Raw genomic sequence first — 19,740 nt, 5'->3', positions numbered from 1 at the left:
GGCTTATTCTTTCCTTTATTGTAATAATCTTGTTTTGCAGATTCCAGTTTCGTATTATTTCTCTAAAAAACGAACAATACTTTCTGGAATCTGTTCAAATTCTTTAATCGTATAAGGTTTGATCAAACAAGCTTTAACACCAAGAAAGTCACACTTTTGCTGGTAAATCGGATTTAGGCCAGTAGAGTAGACAAAACAAGGAATATCTTTAAGACTGTTTATTTCTGAAATCTGCTGAAGGGCTTCAATGCCATTCATGATAGGCATGTTTATATCTGTCAGAATAACATCGGGTATTAAATTGGAAGGATTGTTCAAATAGCTAAGGAGTTCTTCGCCATTTGAAACTAATATGATTTGATTAAATTTAGGATTTCTTTCGAATACATCTAAGATTACCTCTGTATCATCCATGTCGTCTTCTGCAATGATGATGTTGAATTGAGTTTTTTTTGTCATAAAATAGGCGGAAAGTTAAGGTCAAAAGTTGTACCTTGGTTTGGTAGGCTTTCTACGGTTATAGATCCGGAATGGTTTTCCATTATTTTTTTGCAAATGGCAAGTCCAATTCCATTTCCGGAGTATTCATTTTTGGCATGTAGTCGCTGGAAAATGGTAAAGATTTTTGTCAGATGACTTTTTTCCATACCAATTCCGTTATCGCTGATCTTGATTTTTACTGACGGAATACTGTCTGCGGATTCAGCAGCAGCATTATCAGCTTCTATTTTTATTACAGGCGAAAGGTCTTTTCGGCTGTATTTAATGGCGTTTGAGATAAGATTTGAAAACAGCTGTCTGATTTGTCCTTTAGAAGCATATAATTCAGGAAGTTTGCCAATTTCTATCACCGCTTTTTTATCATTTATTAATACCTCATAATCGGCAATGACTTCAGCAATGACTTCGCTAATATCCACTTTTGCAAATTCTTCCTTCATGGTGTGAGAAGAATAACTAACCAGATCATCTACAAGCGAGTTCAATCTGAATGCAGAACTTTTCATTGTTGTAACAGCTTTAGCATCTTTCTCTTCCAGATAATTTCCGTTAATTCGGTCACTGTACATTAAAATTTTTCGCAGCGGTTCTTTAAGATCGTGTGAGATTACATGAATAAATTCTTCCAGATTCTTGTTGATAATATTGAGTTCATGCACTTTATTTTGAAGAATCTTCTGGTGATTGATCAGCGCGTTTTCATGTTTTTTCTTTTCCGTAAGATCAATTACAATGATTCCAATTCCATGAGAAGGCCCTAAATCTGTTAAAATAATCTGCGCTGGAAATGTACCTGATGAAGATTTAAGTAACGTCTCATGCGTATTTACGCCGTAATTTAGTGCATTTAATATTCTTTTAAAATTGTCGGGCTGGTCTAAAAAATCTGAAAAATATTTTCCTGTAATTTTTTCATAAGACGACTCTGCAAGTAAGGCAAAATGCTCATTGCAAAATAATATAAGCCCATCTCGCGCTATACTAACCGCACCTTGGCTGAATTTCTCGATAAGAAGCCTAAAGGTATAATCGGCGGTTTGCAGCGAATAGAGTTCGCTTGCACCATCGTTATTTAAAACCAAAGCATCAATATCTCCATTACGTATAGCACTAATAATGGCATTAGATTCCTGCAGTTCCTCTCGAAGCGCTGCAATCTCTGCAGATAAAGATTCTATATTTCTTTTTTTATCTTCCATTAAGTTAATTAGGGTTTAATATATTTAATACCTTTTCACTATCAGATAAATCCCCGATTATTATTCTTTTTGGAAGCGGTTCGTGTTTAATCAGCGTTGGAATAGCCACGATCTGATGCAGAACTGCCTGTTCTTTTTCGCGATTTATATCTATTATTTCCAGATCGTAATTACCTTTTAAATGTTCGTCACAGATTCTTCGCAAATTCTCTATTGCATGTCCTGAATTAACAGACATACCAGAGACAAAAAGAGTTAATTTATGTCTCGACGTATTTGTATCATCAGGCTCATTTTCCATTTTTAAACTGTTAAAGGTTTAATATTCAGCCCCACAAGAACTCTTTCTTTATTAGAAAGATCTCCAATAATTTTACGTATAGGCTCTGGAAATTTACGGACAAGAGTAGGCACGGCCAATATCTGATCTCCTTCTGCCAACTGTGGATTTTTGAGAAGATCAATGATTTCGATACTGTATTTGCCTGCTAAATGTTCTTCAGCATATTTTTTTATGTTTTCCAATGCCTTGATAGACTTTGGTGTTTGGCCTGCTATATAGAGCAGTAACTGCCATTCTGCAACTTCATTTTCCATTTATTCTTTCTTTTTTGCAGAGATATTTTTATTTAGCTCTTCTGTTGCTTTAAGAATGCTTAATTCTTCTTCTGCTGATTCAAATTCATTTTTAAGAGCTTCTATATTGGCTTCAAGAACTTTGCGTTTGCGCTCAATCTCTCTGTCTTTTCTGCTGATTTCGTTCTGCAGTTTTATATCAGATAAGGTTTGCTTAAACTTATATGACTTTCTCGCTGCGCCGGTAAGTATTCCTTGCGGACCCATTTCTACATCAAGCAATTCGATACCATTATCGGTAATAACAAATTCACGAACTTGGTTGGAATGTCCCATGCCGCGTGCTTTTATAATAAAAATACCCCTGTTGCGTTCTCCAATTCCTTCCATATCGCGCACTGTTATCCACGTATCTACAAGAGAAGAAACCGATTCTTCTGCAAGATCAGGACGCATATTGTCTGTCTGCTTATTTAACGAAGTAAACAGCGCCGTAATATTGTTGACTTTAAGCATATCAATGAGCCTTACTAGCATAGAGCGTACTTCATGATCGCTTCCCACAGAAATTAAATTACTAATGGGGTCAATAACTATTGTAGTAGGTTTGAACTCTTTAATTAATTTTCTGAGTGTCAGCAAATGCAATTCCAGTCCGTTTAGTGAAGGTCTGGAAGAATGTATCTGAAGCGTGCCGTTGTCTATATACTGCTGTAGGTCAACGCCTATAGATTTCATATTTCGAACCAATTGCTGAGGTGATTCTTCAAAAGCAAAATAAATCGTCTTTTCGTTGTTTTTGCACTGTTCTGTAGCAAAATAACAGGCGATAGTTGTTTTTGCTGTTCCCGCAGTTCCTGAGACCAAAATATTGCTGCCGCGATAAAACCCGCCCTGATAAAACATTTCATTAAGACCGGTGAATCCCGTCGAGACAATTTCGGAAGAAACTTCATTGTCTAATTTTAAAGAGGTAATAGGCAGAACAGAAATTCCGTCCTCATCAATTAGAAACGGATACTCGTTGGTGCCGTGCGTTGATCCTCTGTATTTAACGATGCGAAGTCTTCTGGTAGAAATCTGTTCGATAACGCGATGGTCTAAAACAATTACGCAGTCTGAAACGTATTCTTCCAGCCCTTGTCGTGTTAAAGTCGCTTCTCCGCGTTCTCCAGTAATTATAGCCGTAACGCCTTTTTGTTTAAGCCAATGAAACAGCCTTCGCAATTCTGCTCTTAATACAGCCTGATTATCCAGTCCTGAAAATAAAGTTTCGATGGTGTCTAAAACTACACGCGTTGCTTTTATGGAGTCAATGGCATGCCCGAGACGTATAAAAAGTCCGTCAAGATCATATTCTCCCGCTTCTTCGATTTCAGATCTTTCGACTCTTACATGATCTACTACCAGCATTTTATCTGCTTTCAGTTTTTCAAGATCAAATCCGAGAGATTTTACATTTAAAGTAAGGTCATCTGAAGGTTCTTCAAACGACATGAAAACACCAGGTTCGTTATATTCGGTTATTCCTTTTATCAGGAATTGCATAGAAAGGAGTGTTTTTCCGCAGCCTGCGCCGCCGCAAATTAAAGTTGGACGTCCTTTTGGGAATCCGCCATCAGTAATTTCGTCTAAACCGTCCACTCCAGTTGGAGTTTTAGGAAAAATAAAAGTATGTGGTATAGTCTGTTTCTGCACGATATTCAAAATTCTATTCTATCAAATATACATTTTTCCCGTGAGATATCTTATTAATTTTCGTAACATTTAACAGATGTTTATAGCACTTAATTCATTCTTGCTGTTCGATAAATAGTGGAAGATTTTAAAAATTCAGTTCAAGATTTAAAGATCAAAAATGGTTTCAAATTATAATCTGCAACCAAATTTACCATTTAAATAAGGTTAGCATTTTTCTAAAAAACTAATTTTAATAGTATAAAAACGTAAGATTATGAAAAAACTATTTTTTATTATAAGTGCAGCACTTTTAACATTCACAGCTTGTAAAAAAGAAACTTCAAAAGACAGTACAAACACTGCAAATGCTTCAATTTCTACAGATTCGATAACAGCTATTGCAAAGCAGGCGTGGATATATGGTTATCCGATGTTTTATAACTATAAAGCCATATATGCGAATGCAATTGATAAAGAATCAAAAACCTATAGTGGTTTTAATACATTCAAAAGTTCGACAGCGAGTGCCACTCCAAAAGATACTTTGGTTGTTACAATAAATAATGATACTCCGTATTCAATGGCGGCTCTTAATGTTTCAGATGAGCCGTTAGTGCTTCAGATTCCTAAAATTGAAGGAAATCGCTATTTTGTAATGCAGTTCGTTGATCTTTATACTTTCAATTATGAGTATTTGGGCTCGCGTGTATCTGGAAATAATGGCGGGAAATACCTTATTGCCGGACCTGACTGGAAAGGAGAAACACCTGCAGGAATTGATGAAGTACTACGCTCAGAAACAAATTTAATATTTCTGATTGGACGTACAGAACTGGATAGCCCAAGTGATATTCCGAATCTTAAAAAAATTCAGGATCAGTACAAATTAACTTCATTGCATGAGTTTACAAAACAAGCGGCTCCAGCTGTTAAAAAGTATAATATGCCACTTCCAGTTTGGAAAGAATCGGATTATAGTTCTCCTGAATTTATTAATGTATTAAATGCTTTATTGCAGTATACTAAAGAAGATGATAGCGAAAAAGAACTCAGAGCACAGTTTGCTAAAATAGGAATTGTTCCAGGAGTGCCTTTTGACAGTTCAAAATTAGATGCCGAAACGATTAAAGCAATTGAGAAAGGAATTGCAGAAGGCAAACAAGAGCTTGAATCGGTTATAAGTAAAACTACCGATGCAGGAAATTTATTTGGCACAAGAGCTTCTCTTAAAAATAATTATGTAAACCGTGCAGCCGCAGCCGCAATGGGACTTTACGGAAACACTAAAGAAGAGGCGGTATATGTAGGAACTGCGGTAGATAAAGATAAAAATGCACTAAACGGAAACAATAATTATGTGCTTCGATTTTCAAAAAACCAAGTTCCCAAAGCAAAATATTTTTGGAGTATAACACTATACAATCTGCCGAAACGCTTTTTGGTTCCTAACCCGATTAATCGTTATTCGATAGGGCAGAAAACAAAAGGTTTGAAATACGAGCCTAACGGAGATTTAGTTCTTTATTTATACTCGGCATCGCCAGGAAAAGACAAGGAAAGCAATTGGCTTCCGACTCCTAAAAATCAAGATTTTAATTTTGTGATGAGAATTTATGGACCTGAACAAGATGCAATAAATGGCACATGGAAATTGCCTTTGCCAGAGAAAGTGAAATAAGCGTAATCGCTGTAATTAAAAGAAAAAAACTTTGAAATAAATAGTAAAAAATGCTGTCTCTACTTTGAGGCAGCATTTTTTGTCTTTCATTTTCGCTATAAATAGGTAAAATTAATGTTTAATTTTCCTAATTTTTCTCGGCTCAGACTCGTTTGAGGGCGTTTAAAACCTCTTTATTGTTAATTCACGGTTATTAATTGTTAAAATGCGGAAAAAGTTGTGGATTTTTAAACTATTCTAGTTAAATTTGTTGAAGACACTTTATTGATAAGTAAAAAATCTCTCTAATGTGTCAAAGATTTTAATAATATCATAAGCCCCAAGATTATGAAAAAAATTACTTTACTGGTATGCTTGTTGCTTACAGCAGCTGGCGTAAATGCTCAACAAGAAAAAGGAATCATTGGTTATAGCAACTGGCTAGACAACTGGACTGAATTTAAACCTCAAAAGTCCGATTCTAAAGATGCCAATCAAATTTTAGCTGGAAATATTACAGAAAATACAAAACTGCTGAAGAGGAATGTATATATTCTTCAAGGAAATGTTTATGTAACAAATAACGCTGTTCTTACTATTGAACCTGGAACTGTAATCATTGGAGACGCTAGTACAAAAGGTACATTGGTTATCACCAAAGGAGCACAGATCATGGCGCAAGGACAAGAAACAGACCCTATTGTATTTACCTCAAACAGCAGTATGAGAAAAGCAGGGGACTGGGGAGGTCTGGTAATCTTAGGAGATGCACCGATTAATAAATTTGGAAGTGCAGGATCTTACAATATGGATCTTGAGCCTTCTCTAACTGTATACGGAGGAAACAATCAGGCTAGTAGCTCTGGTGTTTTAAAATATGTGCGAATTGAATTTGCTGGTAAAAAAGTAAAAGGCGCAGATACTTTTAATGCGTTAACTATTGCTGGAGTAGGAAACAAAACCGTTATAGAAAATATTATGGTGAGTTATTCAGGAGGTGACTCTTTTGCCTTTTATGGTGGAGATGTAAATGCTTCTCAATTGGTTTCATACAAATCAATTAATGACGATTTTAAATTTACACAAGGTGCTCAGTGCCGTTTATTTAATTCTCTTGCAGTAAGATCTTCTTATTTGTCAAGTAACAAAGACGGTTCTAGATGTTTGGAGGTTAAAGCTTTCGAAAAGAAAAACGAAACAGACTTTACTAAAAAAGCTACTTTTGTTTCTGCTTCAAATATTACGATGCTTAACGACAGCGAAAACATTAAAGCGGATATTCAGTCTGGTTTAGTAAAAGAGGCGGTTTATGTAGCTGAAAATGCTTCTCTTGAATTAAAAAGAAGTGTTGTTTCAGGATTTAACCCTGCGGTTTTATTAGACAGCAAAACTGAAATCAACGGTGACAATTTGAAGAAAATTAAATTTGAAGAAATGTTCTTTAATCAGTGCAGCGGTAACATCTTTAAAGAAGGTATGACTGACAATGCAGATTTAGAGAACTGGTATGGTAACAGTATTTTCTCAAATGTTTATTCACACACAGATAATAAAGAAACATTTGTTGATGCTTACAACCCAAAAAGACCAGATTTCAGATTACAGTTAGGAAAAATTACTGCGTCTAGCGGCAAATAAAAATATAAAAGATACACTCTTTATAAAACCACTCTTGAATTAGAGTGGTTTTTTTATTTTTGAAATAAAATTAATTATATGAATACTATATTTTCTGAAAACAGCCAAATAGGTGTAGTGTCTACTTTTTCAGAACTTGTGCAGACGAGTTTCAAAGGAGAAATGAATGCCCTGTGCTGGTATAGAAATTTGGATGGGGATTTTAATGAAATTGTAGCCAAGTTATCTTTAAAAGAAAATATAACAGAAGTTAGTCCTGAAGATTTAAACAGGCTCCAGCTTTCAGAGAAAGGAAATATAGCAAGAGAAATAATTTTAAAAGATTTGCAATTATTAGCAGATTTTGGCGCTTCTCCTTCTCTTAATTTGCTAAAATGTTACGAGCGCGATGACGAATTTGATTTCATCTCTACTGATGTGTATTCCTTTCATGTCGATCGTTCTCCAATAGCAACCGATACTTTTTTATGCACTTATCACGGAGCTGCAAGTGATATTGTTTCTAACTCGCAGGCAGAACAGAAAATTTTAATTCCAGAAATCCGACAAAAACTAAAAGAACTGCATGATGGACCAGAGGAAGAGTTTGAAGATTTTTTGAAGGAGAATTATTTTGATTTGCATTATCAGCTACATGCGAATGCTGAACAAATTAATTTAGGAAAAATGCATCTATGGCGTCTGGCTGTAGATCATCCGAAACAGCAAGTACAGCCTTGTATTCATAGAGCGCCAATAGAAAATGAAGGCGAATATAGGCTGTTGCTGATTTGTTAGAAATGGAGAGACTGTTTGAGCATTTAAAAATATATAAATTGAAAAATTTCGCAAGCAACCAAAAAAAAGTCCTAATTAAGAATTAGGACTTTCATTTGAATATAGTTAAAAGAAAGCTTACAAAGCACTAATCTTTACAGAACTAGCTTTATCATTAAAATTTCCTAAACAGCTATTGTTTCCAGTTATTACAACAGACTCGCCACCGAAATTATCGTTCTGATACATTGTAATTTTGTAACCATTTTCCAAGCGAACAGAAGATAAATCATCATTTACAATTCCGTACGATTTAAGTTGAGCCAATGTGTAATTGCCAGCAGGCAAAGCAATTGCATAACCAGTGTAATTGCAGTTTTGGTAAACAGTTACGATGCCTCCAGCAGAAGCATTGTATTTATTGTCAACATAAATGCGTGAAAAATTGCCTACAGCATCAAAATAATTATCGGCTAATTTTGCAGGATCTGTAGCAAATTCGCCTCCTTGTACAATTGCATCATTTCCATCATCCCATGCCCATGGAGCATTAGCGCCTCCAGTTTTAAAATCATTTCCTTTAAATCCTCCAGCTGGACTAGAAAACAATTCGGTGTTAAATCTTTGATCCCACAAACCTCCACTTTCAAAAATATCGACAAGTTTATATTCCACATGATTATCATAATTATCGGCAGGTATTTCAGCCACTCCGTTTGCAGAAGGATAGTAGATAATTCCATCTCCATCTATATCATGTTGCGGCCAAGCTTTAAGACTATGTCCTTTAGCATCTTGCGCTGTAACAGGATGTAATTCTCCATTGTAATCTCTCATTTGCAAAGTGCCATCAATGCTTTCTAAACCGCTTACAAACGAACTGCTCGTTGGAACGTACGAAAAGAAATCAGAATGGCTTACAGTAACAGCGCCTTTTAAAGCACCGTACGAAGAACCATCTTTTTCAATAACCATTAAAACACCTTCTAGATCATTTTCATGCTGGTCTAATGAGTATAAAAACGGATTGTCTGTCCAGTCTCTTGGAGAAAAAAAGGCATAAGTAATAAACCAATGCGTTTTTGATTCTACTATCGAATAGTAGCAATGAGCAGCCAAAGAATTAGCGTAAGCAGGAAGATTGTTCCAATTGTTTTCTGCATTCCAATCATTATCATAATTTATGGCAGTAATGTAATCTGATTTTCCACCTTCGGAATAAGTTCCTGTAGCATCTACATCTCTATAATGAATAGGAGCCCATCTTCTTGCCAAATCAGATACTGCAGATGCAACGAATTTTTTTGTGGAGTTTTGCTGCTCTTTTGCCACAACGGCCGTTTCTTGTTCTTCCATTGTCGTATCCTGACAGGAGAAAGTAATTCCAGTTAGCAAAATGATTAAGACGTTGCTTAATACTTTTTTTAGATTCTGTTTTTTCATAATTCTAGTTTTAATTGTTTATAACATATTTAAATTCATTGATTTTGATAAATTATAGAGTGCAATGGTCAACTGAGAAAAAATAATCTCCCTTTAAAAAACTTGTTTCCTGTACATTTTGCCTAGAGATATTCTGACATTATTTTTGAATTATAATTTTTACTAGTAGTAAGTACCAGAAAAGAGAAATCGTACTATCTGTCAGTATTACAATATGGTTAACAAAAAGTTAACAGGATTAGGATTGCTTTTTGTTTGGAAGTAAAAAAGAAAATGATGCATGTCGGAGAATATCTTACCTTGATACGTGCAAATGTTATAAAATAGAGAAGTGGTTTAATATGGGTTAGGTTTTGTTACCCATAAATTAAATTATAGTTAACTGCTTGTTTGTAGTATTTTTTAAAATAATAATTTCTCAAATTTACAGAGAGGCTTATTACAGCCAAAACCAATTAATTTTCTACATAAAAGTATTTTAGTAAACGTGCAAAACTATCTTATACCTTCAGAAATTTCATGGCTTTCTTTCAATAATTGTATTTTAGAAGAAGCCGATGACCAGAATAATTCATTATACGAAAGAATCAAGTTTTTAGCCATTCATTCTTCTAATTTGGACGAATTTTTCAGGGTTAAAATCAGAAAACTGCTGATCAAAAATTCTAAGAAAAATAAAGACTTGCTAGATAAAATTCTAACAGAAGTAAACGCCCAACAAAATAGATTTGGATCCATCTGGAAGAATTCAATATTGCCAGAATTGGCCGCAAATAATATTGTATATTATGAAAATCAAGAACTTTCAGAAGAACATCTTCAAGAGATCGAATATTATTTTAAAAGTATAATCTTATCCTATATTCAGGTGGTTTATATTTCTTTAAACCAGCCTAAAACCTATTTCCTAAATAACCGAAGCTTATATTTTTTGGTTAAACTAAAGGATGCTTCAGGAAATTATAATTATGCTTATTTAAATATTCCTTCGGACAAATTGGATCGATACAAACAATTGCAAAGTCTGGGAAAAACGCATTATATTATTTCAATTGATACTATAATAAAGAATTGTATGTCTCTGATTTTTCCTTCTGGAAAAGTAGTTTCGTGCAATGCGATTAAGCTGAACCGAGATGAAAACTATTTGATAGAAGATGAAAATTCAGGAGATTTAATAGCCAAAATTGAAGCCAAAATCGAAGAACGAAAACGAGGTTCTTCAACAAGATTTCTGTATGATTCCAACATGGATGCGGAAACCATTTCTGTATGTAAAAAAGCTTTTCGACTTAAAAAAGAAGAAATGATAAAAGGCGGAACCCATCATAATATGTATGATTTGTTCAAGTTTCCAAATCCTATTAAACCAAATCTTCAGGAAATAAATTATCCAGGACTCAAACATTTGCCTTTTGAAAGCAAGAAATCAATTTTTGAAGTGATAGACAAGCAAAATCAGTTGCTTCATTTTCCGTATCAATCGTATTATTATGTGCTTCAATTTTTTAATCAAGCAGCCATTAATAAAAACGTTCTAGAGATCAAAATCACATTATATAGAATTTCATCGCAGTCCTTAATTGCAAATGCTTTAATAAGTGCGGCAAAGAATGGCAAAAAAGTAACCGTTTTTGTGGAGGTAAAAGCACGATTTGATGAGTATAATAATTTATTCTGGTCGCGAGAAATGAAAAATGCGGGCATAAAAATTATTCAAAGCATGCCCAATTTAAAGGTTCATGCAAAAGTGGCCATGGTGACAATGAAAGATAAATACGGAAATAAAAAACACTATAATTATCTGTCAACTGGGAACTTTAATGAAAGCACTGCCAATGTTTATTCTGATTTTGGCTTTTTTACCTCAGAAAAAAAATATACAGATGATCTAAAAAAGGTATTTGCGTTTTTAAAAACTAAGAAGAAAACAGGAGAGCCCAAACATATTCTGGCAGCGGGTTTTAATATGAAAGAAAGGTTGCTAGAACTAATAGACACTGAAATAGAAAACAAGAAAAAGGGAAAAGATGCCGCTGTATTTTTAAAAGTAAATGGAGTGGATGAAAAAGACATTATTGATAAACTTATTGAAGCTGGAAAGGCGGGTGTGGAAGTAACATTGATCGTGCGCGGAATTTGCACTCTGTTGCCAGGAATTGAAAATATCTCTGAAAACATAAAAATATACAGAATTGTAGATATGTTTTTGGAACATTGTAGAATTTACAGATTTGCGAATAATGGCAAAGAAAAAATTTATTTGTCATCTGCTGATATGCTAAGCCGAAATCTAAACAGGAGAATTGAAGTGGCTTTTCCATTGTATGACGAAAAACAGATTGAAGAAATTAATGCCATTATTCAACTGCAGCTAGAAGACAATACAAAAAGAAGAACCATAAACAGGGAAGGAAACAATGAATTGGAAGTTTTGGGCACTGTAAAACCAAGGCGTGCACAAACCGAAATTTATAATTGGCTAGCACAAAACAATACGGAATAATAGATAAGCTAACTAAAAAAAATCCAAAGGAGAATCTCAAAAAAGATAAATTAATTTAAAGTAAATTTTAAAGCCAGCCTTCTCTTAGCGCTTTAGAAATAACTTCAGAAGTGTTTTTTGTTTTTGTTTTTCTTAAAATATTTCTTCTGTGTGTGTTGATGGTTTCAACGCTTAAGAATAGTTTTTCTGATAGCGTTTTGCTGTTATGCCCTTCAATCAGATTTTTTAATATTTCCTTTTCTCTTTTGGTTAATATGGGCTTGGTTGGTTTAAAAGCAGATTGCAATTCTACATCAATAAACGATGGTTCTCCGTCTAATCCAATAAAGGAAAGAACAGATTTAGTACTAGTTTTTAAATGGGTAATATCAGTATGAACAGATAAAACTCTTAAAGCGCCTCCTTCTGGAGAAGACTGAATATTATAAACTTGCTGCAAAATGCGTCTATAGCTTCCATCAGTGTGTTTAAGCCTGTAATCGTATCTCATTTTGTATTTTGATGATTTCTCAGGCTGAATTTGAGAAAAGAATTTCATAGCAGTATTCTGCACATTTAAGAAAAAAGAAACATCATCGGGGTGAATATTCACAAAAGAATATTCAGTAGTAAATTCCTCTGGCAAACATCCTAGAACTTTCGTTATATCTTCTTGAACATATTCGATGGTGGAGGTTACCAAATTAAAAATGAGGTAATAATAGTCGGCGATTGAAAAAATATCAACTATTTTTTTAATGTAGTCTATGCTATAATTTGGCTCGGCAGAAACATTAGACCTTGCCACAGTTCCCCATATTCGCTCTAACTCAGGTAATGGATCACGATTCATTGCTGTTTTTTTGATAAAATTAGATAAATAATTTTACTAAATATACTCATTAATGGGTATTTTTTAACAATTGTTTAGTCTTTAAATTTGAAATTTAAGCTAAAATAGTTTGGTGAAATACTGCATACAAGGCATTAATACTATAACTATTACAAAGGCGAACTTATTGTTGAAAAATTTAAATTTATAAATGGTTAAAAAGCAGTGTATTGGCATTATCGGGTTAAATTCAGTTTCCTTGGACTTTGCAGAGAGGCTAGTTTTGTCTGGATTTGAAGTTTTGTTAAGCACAACAGGGTGCCCCATGATTTTTAGAGATTTTTCTAAATTTTTGCATCCTAAAATCAAATCTGTTTCACTTTCTGAGGCCGCTGGCTGCGAAATAATTATTCTTTTTATAAGTAAAGAAAAGATGCTAGAGGTGGCTAGTGAAATTCCTAAAACGAGTGGCAAAATAGTCTTTTACCATAATTATCTTGTCGATAATGGAAATGTAGTTCTTAAAAATAGTTCTAGTAATACATCATCAGAAGTATTGGCTAGTATAGTTCCTAGTGCTACAATCGTTGATATTTTTACTCCCTTTGAAATAAATACATCTAAAAAGGAATCGAAGCGATCTGTTTTTTATGCTACTAATGACATAAAAGTGAGACAGAAGGTAGAACAGCTCTTAATTCAACTAAATTTTAATGCAATTTGGATGAATATGCCAAAATAAGAACGTAAAATAAAATATAACAGATAAAAAAATGTAAAATCCTATTCTTAAGTTTTTGTGATAAAATAGGTATTACGTATATTTGAGCTATGAACAGACAAACGACTTTTTCGGTATGTGGAGAAACAATGCCAGCTCCAATGCATATTTGCGGTTTTTTCGATTCCAAAGAACAGCAGTACGAGGTAATCATTCCTTATATTATGGAAGGATTGGAAGCGAATGAAAAAGTTATTAATATTTTGGAAGGCAGCCGCCATGGTGAACACTGCCGCTGTCTGACTGATAATGGAATTTCTCTAACTGAAAAACTGGTAAGTGGCCAACTAGAAGTGCTTGCTTCAGAAAACACCTATACAAGTGATGGCGTTTTTGCTGCCGAAAAGATGTATAAAATGCTCGAAAGCAATTTATTGTCAGCTTCAAGAGCTGGTTATGAAAGTGTTAGAGCATGTGGAGATATGGTCTGGGCTCTCAAAAACCTGCCAGGAACCGATGAACTATTAGAATACGAGGCTAGCCTAAATCAGCTTACTCCAAAACATTCTTGTTCCTTAATCTGTATGTACGATACCAACAGTTTCAGTCCAGAAATGCTTGAAGATATACTGCGTACTCATCCTTATGTGATTAAGGACGGAAAGATTAGTAAAAATCTGAAATATGAAGAAGCTTTGTAATTGATACTAAGATTTTCGGGTTCTCCATCAAATATTTCAAATTGATTTATATTCAACAAGTTCAGTACTAGAAAAACCAAGTTTGTCCAAAAAAAGGCGTACATTCTTTTTAACCTCGATATTTCCGCCGCTAAATAGTATTCGTGCATTTTTGCTCAATCTGCTTTCTATGGCAACGTTAAAATTAAAAGTAGAAAATAATTTAACGATATGGGCTTGTGGAAATAAACCGCTAATAATTTGAGCCGCCGTCTTTTTTGCCGGTTCTATAGCAGAACTTTCACTGCTGAATAGATAATTATTAGTGTGGAGAATTATTTTATTGTCTATTTTGTTTAGTGGCTGCAATGTTTTTTGAAGGTTTTCCCATGGTAGAGATACGATAAGTATATCAGCATCTGCCGTTTGTTCTATTACTGATAGTTTTACATTACCATTGATGCTATTTATTACTTGTGAAAACAAGGCATGACCTCTCGGATCATTTACTGATACTTCAAATCCTGCCTCAGCTGCCCTTGTACATAGATCAAGAGTTGCGGTACTGATTCCAATAATTCCTACTTTCATATATTGCTATTTTAAGTATATTTTTTTGATATCTAAACAGTCTCAATTCTCCTTAGCCGAATTATGTGAAAGTATCGAAAATATTCAGTAGGACTATAAGTAAAATTACTTGTTTTTGAACTTCTTTCGAAAGTAAAAGATGTTTTTTGAAGTATGTGACTATTCCAGTTGTTCTTTATGAAAAATGTCTTTTTTCAGTTATTATCACATTTCAAGAATCTGTTTTGTCCCATTTCTTAAAATTATTTCTGATGTATAATTTAATCTGGACTAGTTAAATTAATTAAAACTGTGCCAGTATGAAGATCCAGTTGCGATATATTTTTGCCATGCAATAATGCACTAACATAAATAGATAAAGCATGTCAAGATTAGATGAAAACACAGAAGCCGTTAGAACTATTCACGGCGAACAAAAGAACTTTAGTTCAAAAGATTTCCACCAGACTTTTGCAAGACCGCAATACCACAGACCTTCGCATCTTATTCATAAAAATGTAGAAACTGCTGGTGTGCACGACCAATTTTCGACAGAACGCAAACATCCCGTATTTTTTGTAGATCTGCCAAGTAAGAACGTAAGTCTTACAATAGGCGGACTGCTTCCGGATCAAATGACAAACCGACACCGCCATACTTACGAAACCGTGCTTTATGTTATAGAAGGCGAAGGATATACAGAAGTAGAAGACGAGCGCGTAGAATGGAAAGCTGGCGATGCAGTATATATTCCTTCTTGGGCTTGGCACAGACATAAAAATCTGAGCAGTACAGAATCTGCCAAATATATTGCTTGTGAAAATGCACCGCAGCTTCAGAACCTAGGCGTGGCGCTTCGCGAAGAAGAAGGAAGAGACCTTTAATCTATTATTACGGCTTGCAGAAGCCATTTACTTAAATCCATAAAATGAAAGAAGTTCCTTTTAAAGGTGTGATTGCCTATCCGATTACACCATTCGATAGTAATGAGAAAGTTGATATTACACTTTTTAAAAACCTTGTAGAACGTTTAGTTATAAGCGGTTCTCATGGCATAGCACCATTAGGAAGTACAGGCGTCCTTCCTTATTTGAGTGACGAAGAAAAAGAGAATATCACCGAAACTACTATTAAACAAGTTGCTGGCCGTGTGCCGACATTAGTTGGTGTTTCAAATCTTACTACAGAAAAAACAATTTATCATGCGCAATTTGCTGAAAAATCGGGTGCTGATGCTGTTATGATAATACCAATGAGCTACTGGAAACTTACCGATGATGAAATCGTGCAGCATTACGATGCAGTAGCTTCAAAAATTGGTATTCCGATTATGGCTTACAACAATCCAGCGACAGGCGGAGTAGATATGTCTCCTGCACTGCTTAAAAGATTACTGGAAATTCCAAATGTTACCATGATTAAAGAAAGCACTGGAGATGTACAGCGCATGCATTATCTAAGAAGGGAGCTAGGGGAAGAGGTTGCATTTTATAACGGATCAAATCCGCTGGCTTTAGCTGCTTTTACCGCGGGTGCTGCAGGATGGTGCACTGCCGCTCCAAACTTGATTCCCGAATTAAATATTAGTTTGTATAACGCAATTCAAGAAAATGATCTTGAAAATGCGCGTGAGATCTTCTACAAGCAGTTAGACTTGCTAAAATTCATTGTAGCAAAAGGACTTCCTCGGGCTGTTAAAGCAGGGCTGAACATTCTTGGGGAAGACGGAGGACATTTACGAAATCCATTAAAGCCATTGACTGAAACAGAAACAGCCGAGCTAGCCCGAATGCTGCTTACGGGCAAAAATTAATTCTAAATTATAGAATTTAAAATGATCCAGATTAGGATGATTTAACTCCATTCTGGATCAGCTGTCCGTTACGAGTCCTAACTAAATTTGTCCTGACAATAAAGTCAAAAATTAAAAAGAAAAAAAATGAAAAAATCTGTTTTTTACCACGCAGGATGCCCTGTATGTGTAAGCGCTGAGCAAGATATTATTGCTCTTATTGGAGAAGAAAATGTAGAGGTAGTTCATTTCGGAAACGATAAAAGCCGAATTGGAGAAGCTGAAAATGCTGGTGTTCAATCTGTTCCCGCTTTGGTTACGCCAAATGGAAATGTGCTGCATATTAACTTCGGTGCCTCAATGGAAGAAGTTAAAGCTTAATTATATGGCCCTTTAAGGGATGTCAAACTGAGATGGTCTGTAGGTGTTAAATAAATATAACTTGTAGAACCAAAGGCCGTCTGAAAGGAAACAGTAATAGAAATCGAATTAGGAAATAAGAAAGAGCCAAACTTGCAATGTGGTTTGGCTCTTTTTTATATACTATTATTTTCCTCCATTCATTACTTGTAAGGCTGTTTCTGGAGATGAAAGATATAACTTGTAAAAATCTGCCGTGGCTCCCACATGAATTTCATAAGTTTCGCTTTCTAGTGCTTTTTTCAGCTCCAAAGCAACTTCTTGCGGACTAATGCCGTTTTGACCACCTATATCTTTTGAAAATGATGTATTTACTAAAGGAGGCATCAGTTCAAAAACTTTAACTATAGGCTTTTTATCCTGCTTTTCAAGAGAAATGCGCAGCACCTGTGAATAAGAATGCAGAGCTGCTTTGCTGACTGCGTATCCAGGCACAGCAATTCCTGGTGAAAATGCAGCGATAGAAGAAACATTCACAAACGCCGCTTCTTGCTTTTGCTGCAATAACGGAAGAAGTTTCTCGGTCAGTCTAACGATCGAAAGGTAATTCGTCATGATTTCTTCGCTTGCTTTTTCGAAAGCACCAGCATTCTGATCTGTAAGCTGAAAAGAATAAGCAAGACCGGCATTATTGATCACAATATTTAAGCTGGAATGTTTTGCATTAAGTTCTGCAACTAAATTGGTAACATCTGCCGCATTATTAATATCAGCAACGATTGAGGTTACGTTTGGTAGTTCTTCGGCAGCTTTTTGGAGTTTGTCGGCTGTTCTTCCCGTAATTATTACTTTGTTGTCTTTAGAGAATAATCGGGCCATTTCTAGACCGATTCCAGATCCTCCACCTGTTATGAGAATTGTGTTGTTTGATGTTTTCATAATCTAAAAATTTATTATTTCGTATTCTTTTGAATTACAATCTTTATACCTCTATAAAGAAACAATGAAAATCAAGGATTTTTCGGCTTTGGCGTAAGCGACATTTGTTTAATCTCGTAAATCGCTTACATTTTTTGTGATATTTAACGAAAGAGACAATCTGTTCTCAGAGTATTCAACTCAAAATCTAATATTCAAAAATTAATTCTTCTGACACTAAATTTGTTGCTTTTAACTTTAAAATCGTACAAATTCCTCAGATTTCATGTTGCAAGTTATAATATGAAACACAATTACAAGGATTCCACTACTTTAATTTTTTTTAATTGACCTACTTTTAATTAAAAATAAAATCTCCATGAAAAATCTTATTTTAATTACAGCACTTTTTTTATCAATTGTCTCGTGCGATAAAAAAACAGAACAGTCTTCAGATCCCGTGTCTGAGAAAAAAGACGGAAAAACTCAAGACATATTGGCTTTAGCAGCGTCAAAGAATGATCCTGTAGTAGAAATCCCTTCAACTCCACAGGTTCAAGATTTTGGCGACTATTATAGTTCGCAGACTGCTGGAGTTCTCGCTTACCAGTGGGGATACGCATTAGTCCGCATGGAAGAAACCATGAGGGATTACATCAACGTTCCCAATCCAAAACCAGCGACAAGTTACAGAGCGCCTCTAAATCAAATTGGTTGGGCCAGAGAGTTGCCAACAGCAAAAGATGCTGATATGCCGACAGCCAACAATGATACTTTTTATATGAGTGCAGTTCTGAATCTTACAGAACCGTTTATTCTGGAAACTCCAGATACTAATGACCGCTATTATGTGGTCGATGTTTTTGATATGTACCAGAATCTAATCAGCTATATCGGAAGACGAACAACGGGAACCAAAGCAGGAAAATTTGCCATAGTGCCACCGGGTTGGAAAGGAACGCTACCATCAGGCATTAGCAAAGTTATACAAAGTACAACCTCAAAAGTATGGCTTTGGGGCAGAGTGAGAGTGTTTGAAGATGATGATTTAAATAAGCTTCATGCGCTGCAGGATCAGTTTCATTTAAAATCATTGAGCGAGTTTAGCGGTAAAAGTAAAAGCACACCTGCTGCACTGCCTTCAATGCCAAGTTTTGAAAAAAATGATTCTTTGCGATTTTATAAAAAACTGGCTTTTGTCATGACTCAAAACCCGATTTTTGAACAGGATAAAGCATTAGTAGGTCAGTTCGAAAAAATTGGTCTGACACCAGGAAAATTTGACCCCTCAAAATTAAACAAATCACAGCTCAAAGGACTTAATGAAGCGGCTTTAATAGGCCCTATTACAACTATTGCTTCTGTGCAGTCAAGTGCCAAGATACTAAATGGATGGATGTGGGTAACCAAACTGGATGATTTTGGCTATGATTATGCGCTTCGTTCGATGGTTGCAGGTCCATATTTGGGCGGACAGGGAGAAAAAGAAGCCATGTATCCGTTACGATACACTGACAGCGACGGAAATGTGCTTGACGGTAAAAACAGCTATTCTATAAAATTTGAAAAAGATCCTCCTGTAAACGCTTTCTGGTCTCTTACGATGTACGACGCCAATAATAAATTGCTGGTGCAAAACGATTTAAATCGATATAAACTCGGAGGAGATTCAAAAGGATTAAAGAGAAATAATGACGGCTCTTTTGAAATCATTATACAGAATGCGAAGCCAAAAAATACAGATAACTGGCTGCCAGCTCCAAAAGGTGCATTTTATGTAATGTTGAGAATGTATCAGCCAAAAGAAGAAGCGCTGAACGGAACTTATAAACTGCCTCAGCTTACTAAAAAATAGGACTGAACAACAACTAATTCTAAGTTTTTATACATAGAAAGCATAAATACTAAAAAGTAAATTCATTATTTATCTCA

19 protein-coding genes are annotated in these 19,740 nt (G+C 35.0%); 10 read left to right on the top strand and 9 right to left on the bottom strand.

Annotated elements, in window-relative coordinates; translation table 11 throughout:
- Positions 1–54: 54 nt before the first annotated feature.
- Genes ACWA1F_RS08235 through kaiC form a run of 5 tightly spaced genes read right to left on the bottom strand, consistent with a single transcriptional unit; the run spans position 55 to position 3,974 of the window.
- Entirely contained in the window at positions 55–459 is a 405-nt protein-coding gene (locus tag ACWA1F_RS08235; RefSeq protein ID WP_456893163.1) for a response regulator, read from the bottom strand.
- A complete protein-coding gene (locus ACWA1F_RS08230; RefSeq protein WP_456893161.1) occupies positions 456–1,700 on the bottom strand; it encodes a sensor histidine kinase in 1,245 nt (414 codons plus the stop codon). The genes ACWA1F_RS08235 and ACWA1F_RS08230 overlap by 4 nt, the downstream gene beginning before the upstream one ends.
- Before the next feature lie 4 nt (positions 1,701–1,704).
- Complete coding sequence (locus tag ACWA1F_RS08225; RefSeq protein ID WP_306161004.1) at positions 1,705–2,001, bottom strand: circadian clock KaiB family protein; 297 nt, start codon at positions 1,999–2,001, stop codon at positions 1,705–1,707.
- A gap of 2 nt (positions 2,002–2,003) precedes the next feature.
- Positions 2,004–2,297: a circadian clock KaiB family protein gene (locus ACWA1F_RS08220; RefSeq protein ID WP_306161006.1), complete on the bottom strand. Its 294-nt coding sequence runs from the start codon at positions 2,295–2,297 to the stop codon at positions 2,004–2,006.
- Complete coding sequence (gene kaiC, locus ACWA1F_RS08215) at positions 2,298–3,974, bottom strand: circadian clock protein KaiC (protein ID WP_306161008.1); 1,677 nt, start codon at positions 3,972–3,974, stop codon at positions 2,298–2,300.
- A gap of 256 nt (positions 3,975–4,230) precedes the next feature.
- On the opposite strand from kaiC, the gene ACWA1F_RS08210 reads away from it, so the two are divergent.
- The 3 genes from ACWA1F_RS08210 (at position 4,231) to ACWA1F_RS08200 (ending at position 8,028) form a co-directional block, all read left to right on the top strand.
- Entirely contained in the window at positions 4,231–5,634 is a 1,404-nt protein-coding gene (locus ACWA1F_RS08210; protein WP_456893158.1) for a DUF1254 domain-containing protein, read from the top strand.
- A 327-nt stretch (positions 5,635–5,961) separates the two neighbouring features.
- The gene (locus tag ACWA1F_RS08205; RefSeq protein WP_306161012.1) at positions 5,962–7,251 is read left to right on the top strand and encodes a hypothetical protein; all 1,290 of its coding nucleotides are present in this window, start codon (positions 5,962–5,964) and stop codon (positions 7,249–7,251) included.
- Positions 7,252–7,329: 78 nt separating this feature from the next.
- Positions 7,330–8,028 carry a DUF1826 domain-containing protein gene (locus tag ACWA1F_RS08200; protein ID WP_456893156.1) on the top strand — a complete coding sequence of 233 codons (699 nt, stop codon included), beginning with the start codon at positions 7,330–7,332 and terminating at the stop codon, positions 8,026–8,028.
- Between the two features lie 117 nt (positions 8,029–8,145).
- Here the strand turns inward: ACWA1F_RS08200 and ACWA1F_RS08195 are convergent, their stop codons facing one another.
- Entirely contained in the window at positions 8,146–9,450 is a 1,305-nt protein-coding gene (locus ACWA1F_RS08195; protein WP_456893154.1) for a hypothetical protein, read from the bottom strand.
- A 487-nt stretch (positions 9,451–9,937) separates the two neighbouring features.
- Between ACWA1F_RS08195 and ppk1 the strand changes: the two genes are divergently transcribed.
- The gene (ppk1, locus tag ACWA1F_RS08190; protein WP_456893152.1) at positions 9,938–11,956 is read left to right on the top strand and encodes a polyphosphate kinase 1; all 2,019 of its coding nucleotides are present in this window, start codon (positions 9,938–9,940) and stop codon (positions 11,954–11,956) included.
- Positions 11,957–12,023: 67 nt separating this feature from the next.
- Here ppk1 and ACWA1F_RS08185 read toward each other — a convergent pair whose 3' ends face one another.
- The gene (locus ACWA1F_RS08185) at positions 12,024–12,788 is read right to left on the bottom strand and encodes a LuxR C-terminal-related transcriptional regulator (protein ID WP_456893150.1); all 765 of its coding nucleotides are present in this window, start codon (positions 12,786–12,788) and stop codon (positions 12,024–12,026) included.
- Positions 12,789–12,978: 190 nt separating this feature from the next.
- Here ACWA1F_RS08185 and ACWA1F_RS08180 point away from each other — a divergent pair, with 190 nt between their 5' ends.
- Together ACWA1F_RS08180 and ACWA1F_RS08175 are read left to right on the top strand one after the other, a co-directional pair.
- Positions 12,979–13,509 (top strand): NAD(P)-binding domain-containing protein, encoded by a 531-nt coding sequence (locus ACWA1F_RS08180; RefSeq protein WP_456893148.1) that lies wholly within the window; start codon positions 12,979–12,981, stop codon positions 13,507–13,509.
- Positions 13,510–13,598: 89 nt separating this feature from the next.
- On the top strand, positions 13,599–14,189 hold the full coding sequence (locus ACWA1F_RS08175; protein ID WP_456893146.1) for an MEDS domain-containing protein: 591 nt from the start codon (positions 13,599–13,601) through the stop codon (positions 14,187–14,189).
- A 36-nt stretch (positions 14,190–14,225) separates the two neighbouring features.
- On the opposite strand, the gene ACWA1F_RS08170 is transcribed toward ACWA1F_RS08175, so the two are convergent.
- Positions 14,226–14,759 carry an NAD(P)-binding domain-containing protein gene (locus ACWA1F_RS08170; protein ID WP_456893144.1) on the bottom strand — a complete coding sequence of 178 codons (534 nt, stop codon included), beginning with the start codon at positions 14,757–14,759 and terminating at the stop codon, positions 14,226–14,228.
- A 362-nt stretch (positions 14,760–15,121) separates the two neighbouring features.
- Here ACWA1F_RS08170 and ACWA1F_RS08165 point away from each other — a divergent pair, with 362 nt between their 5' ends.
- From ACWA1F_RS08165 to ACWA1F_RS08155, 3 genes are all read left to right on the top strand, one after another.
- Positions 15,122–15,622: a cupin domain-containing protein gene (locus ACWA1F_RS08165; RefSeq protein ID WP_456893142.1), complete on the top strand. Its 501-nt coding sequence runs from the start codon at positions 15,122–15,124 to the stop codon at positions 15,620–15,622.
- 44 nt (positions 15,623–15,666) lie between these two features.
- Positions 15,667–16,551, top strand: coding sequence for a dihydrodipicolinate synthase family protein (locus ACWA1F_RS08160; RefSeq protein ID WP_306155531.1), 885 nt, complete (start codon positions 15,667–15,669; stop codon positions 16,549–16,551).
- A gap of 126 nt (positions 16,552–16,677) precedes the next feature.
- Entirely contained in the window at positions 16,678–16,911 is a 234-nt protein-coding gene (locus ACWA1F_RS08155) for a thioredoxin domain-containing protein (protein ID WP_456893140.1), read from the top strand.
- A 165-nt stretch (positions 16,912–17,076) separates the two neighbouring features.
- On the opposite strand, the gene ACWA1F_RS08150 is transcribed toward ACWA1F_RS08155, so the two are convergent.
- Positions 17,077–17,829 carry an SDR family oxidoreductase gene (locus ACWA1F_RS08150; protein WP_456893138.1) on the bottom strand — a complete coding sequence of 251 codons (753 nt, stop codon included), beginning with the start codon at positions 17,827–17,829 and terminating at the stop codon, positions 17,077–17,079.
- 358 nt (positions 17,830–18,187) lie between these two features.
- Here ACWA1F_RS08150 and ACWA1F_RS08145 point away from each other — a divergent pair, with 358 nt between their 5' ends.
- Entirely contained in the window at positions 18,188–19,663 is a 1,476-nt protein-coding gene (locus ACWA1F_RS08145; protein WP_456893136.1) for a DUF1254 domain-containing protein, read from the top strand.
- Positions 19,664–19,740 lie beyond the last annotated feature (77 nt).

Source organism: Flavobacterium erigeronis (assembly GCF_054075165.1).
This window is presented reverse-complemented; position numbering and strand designations above follow the sequence as displayed.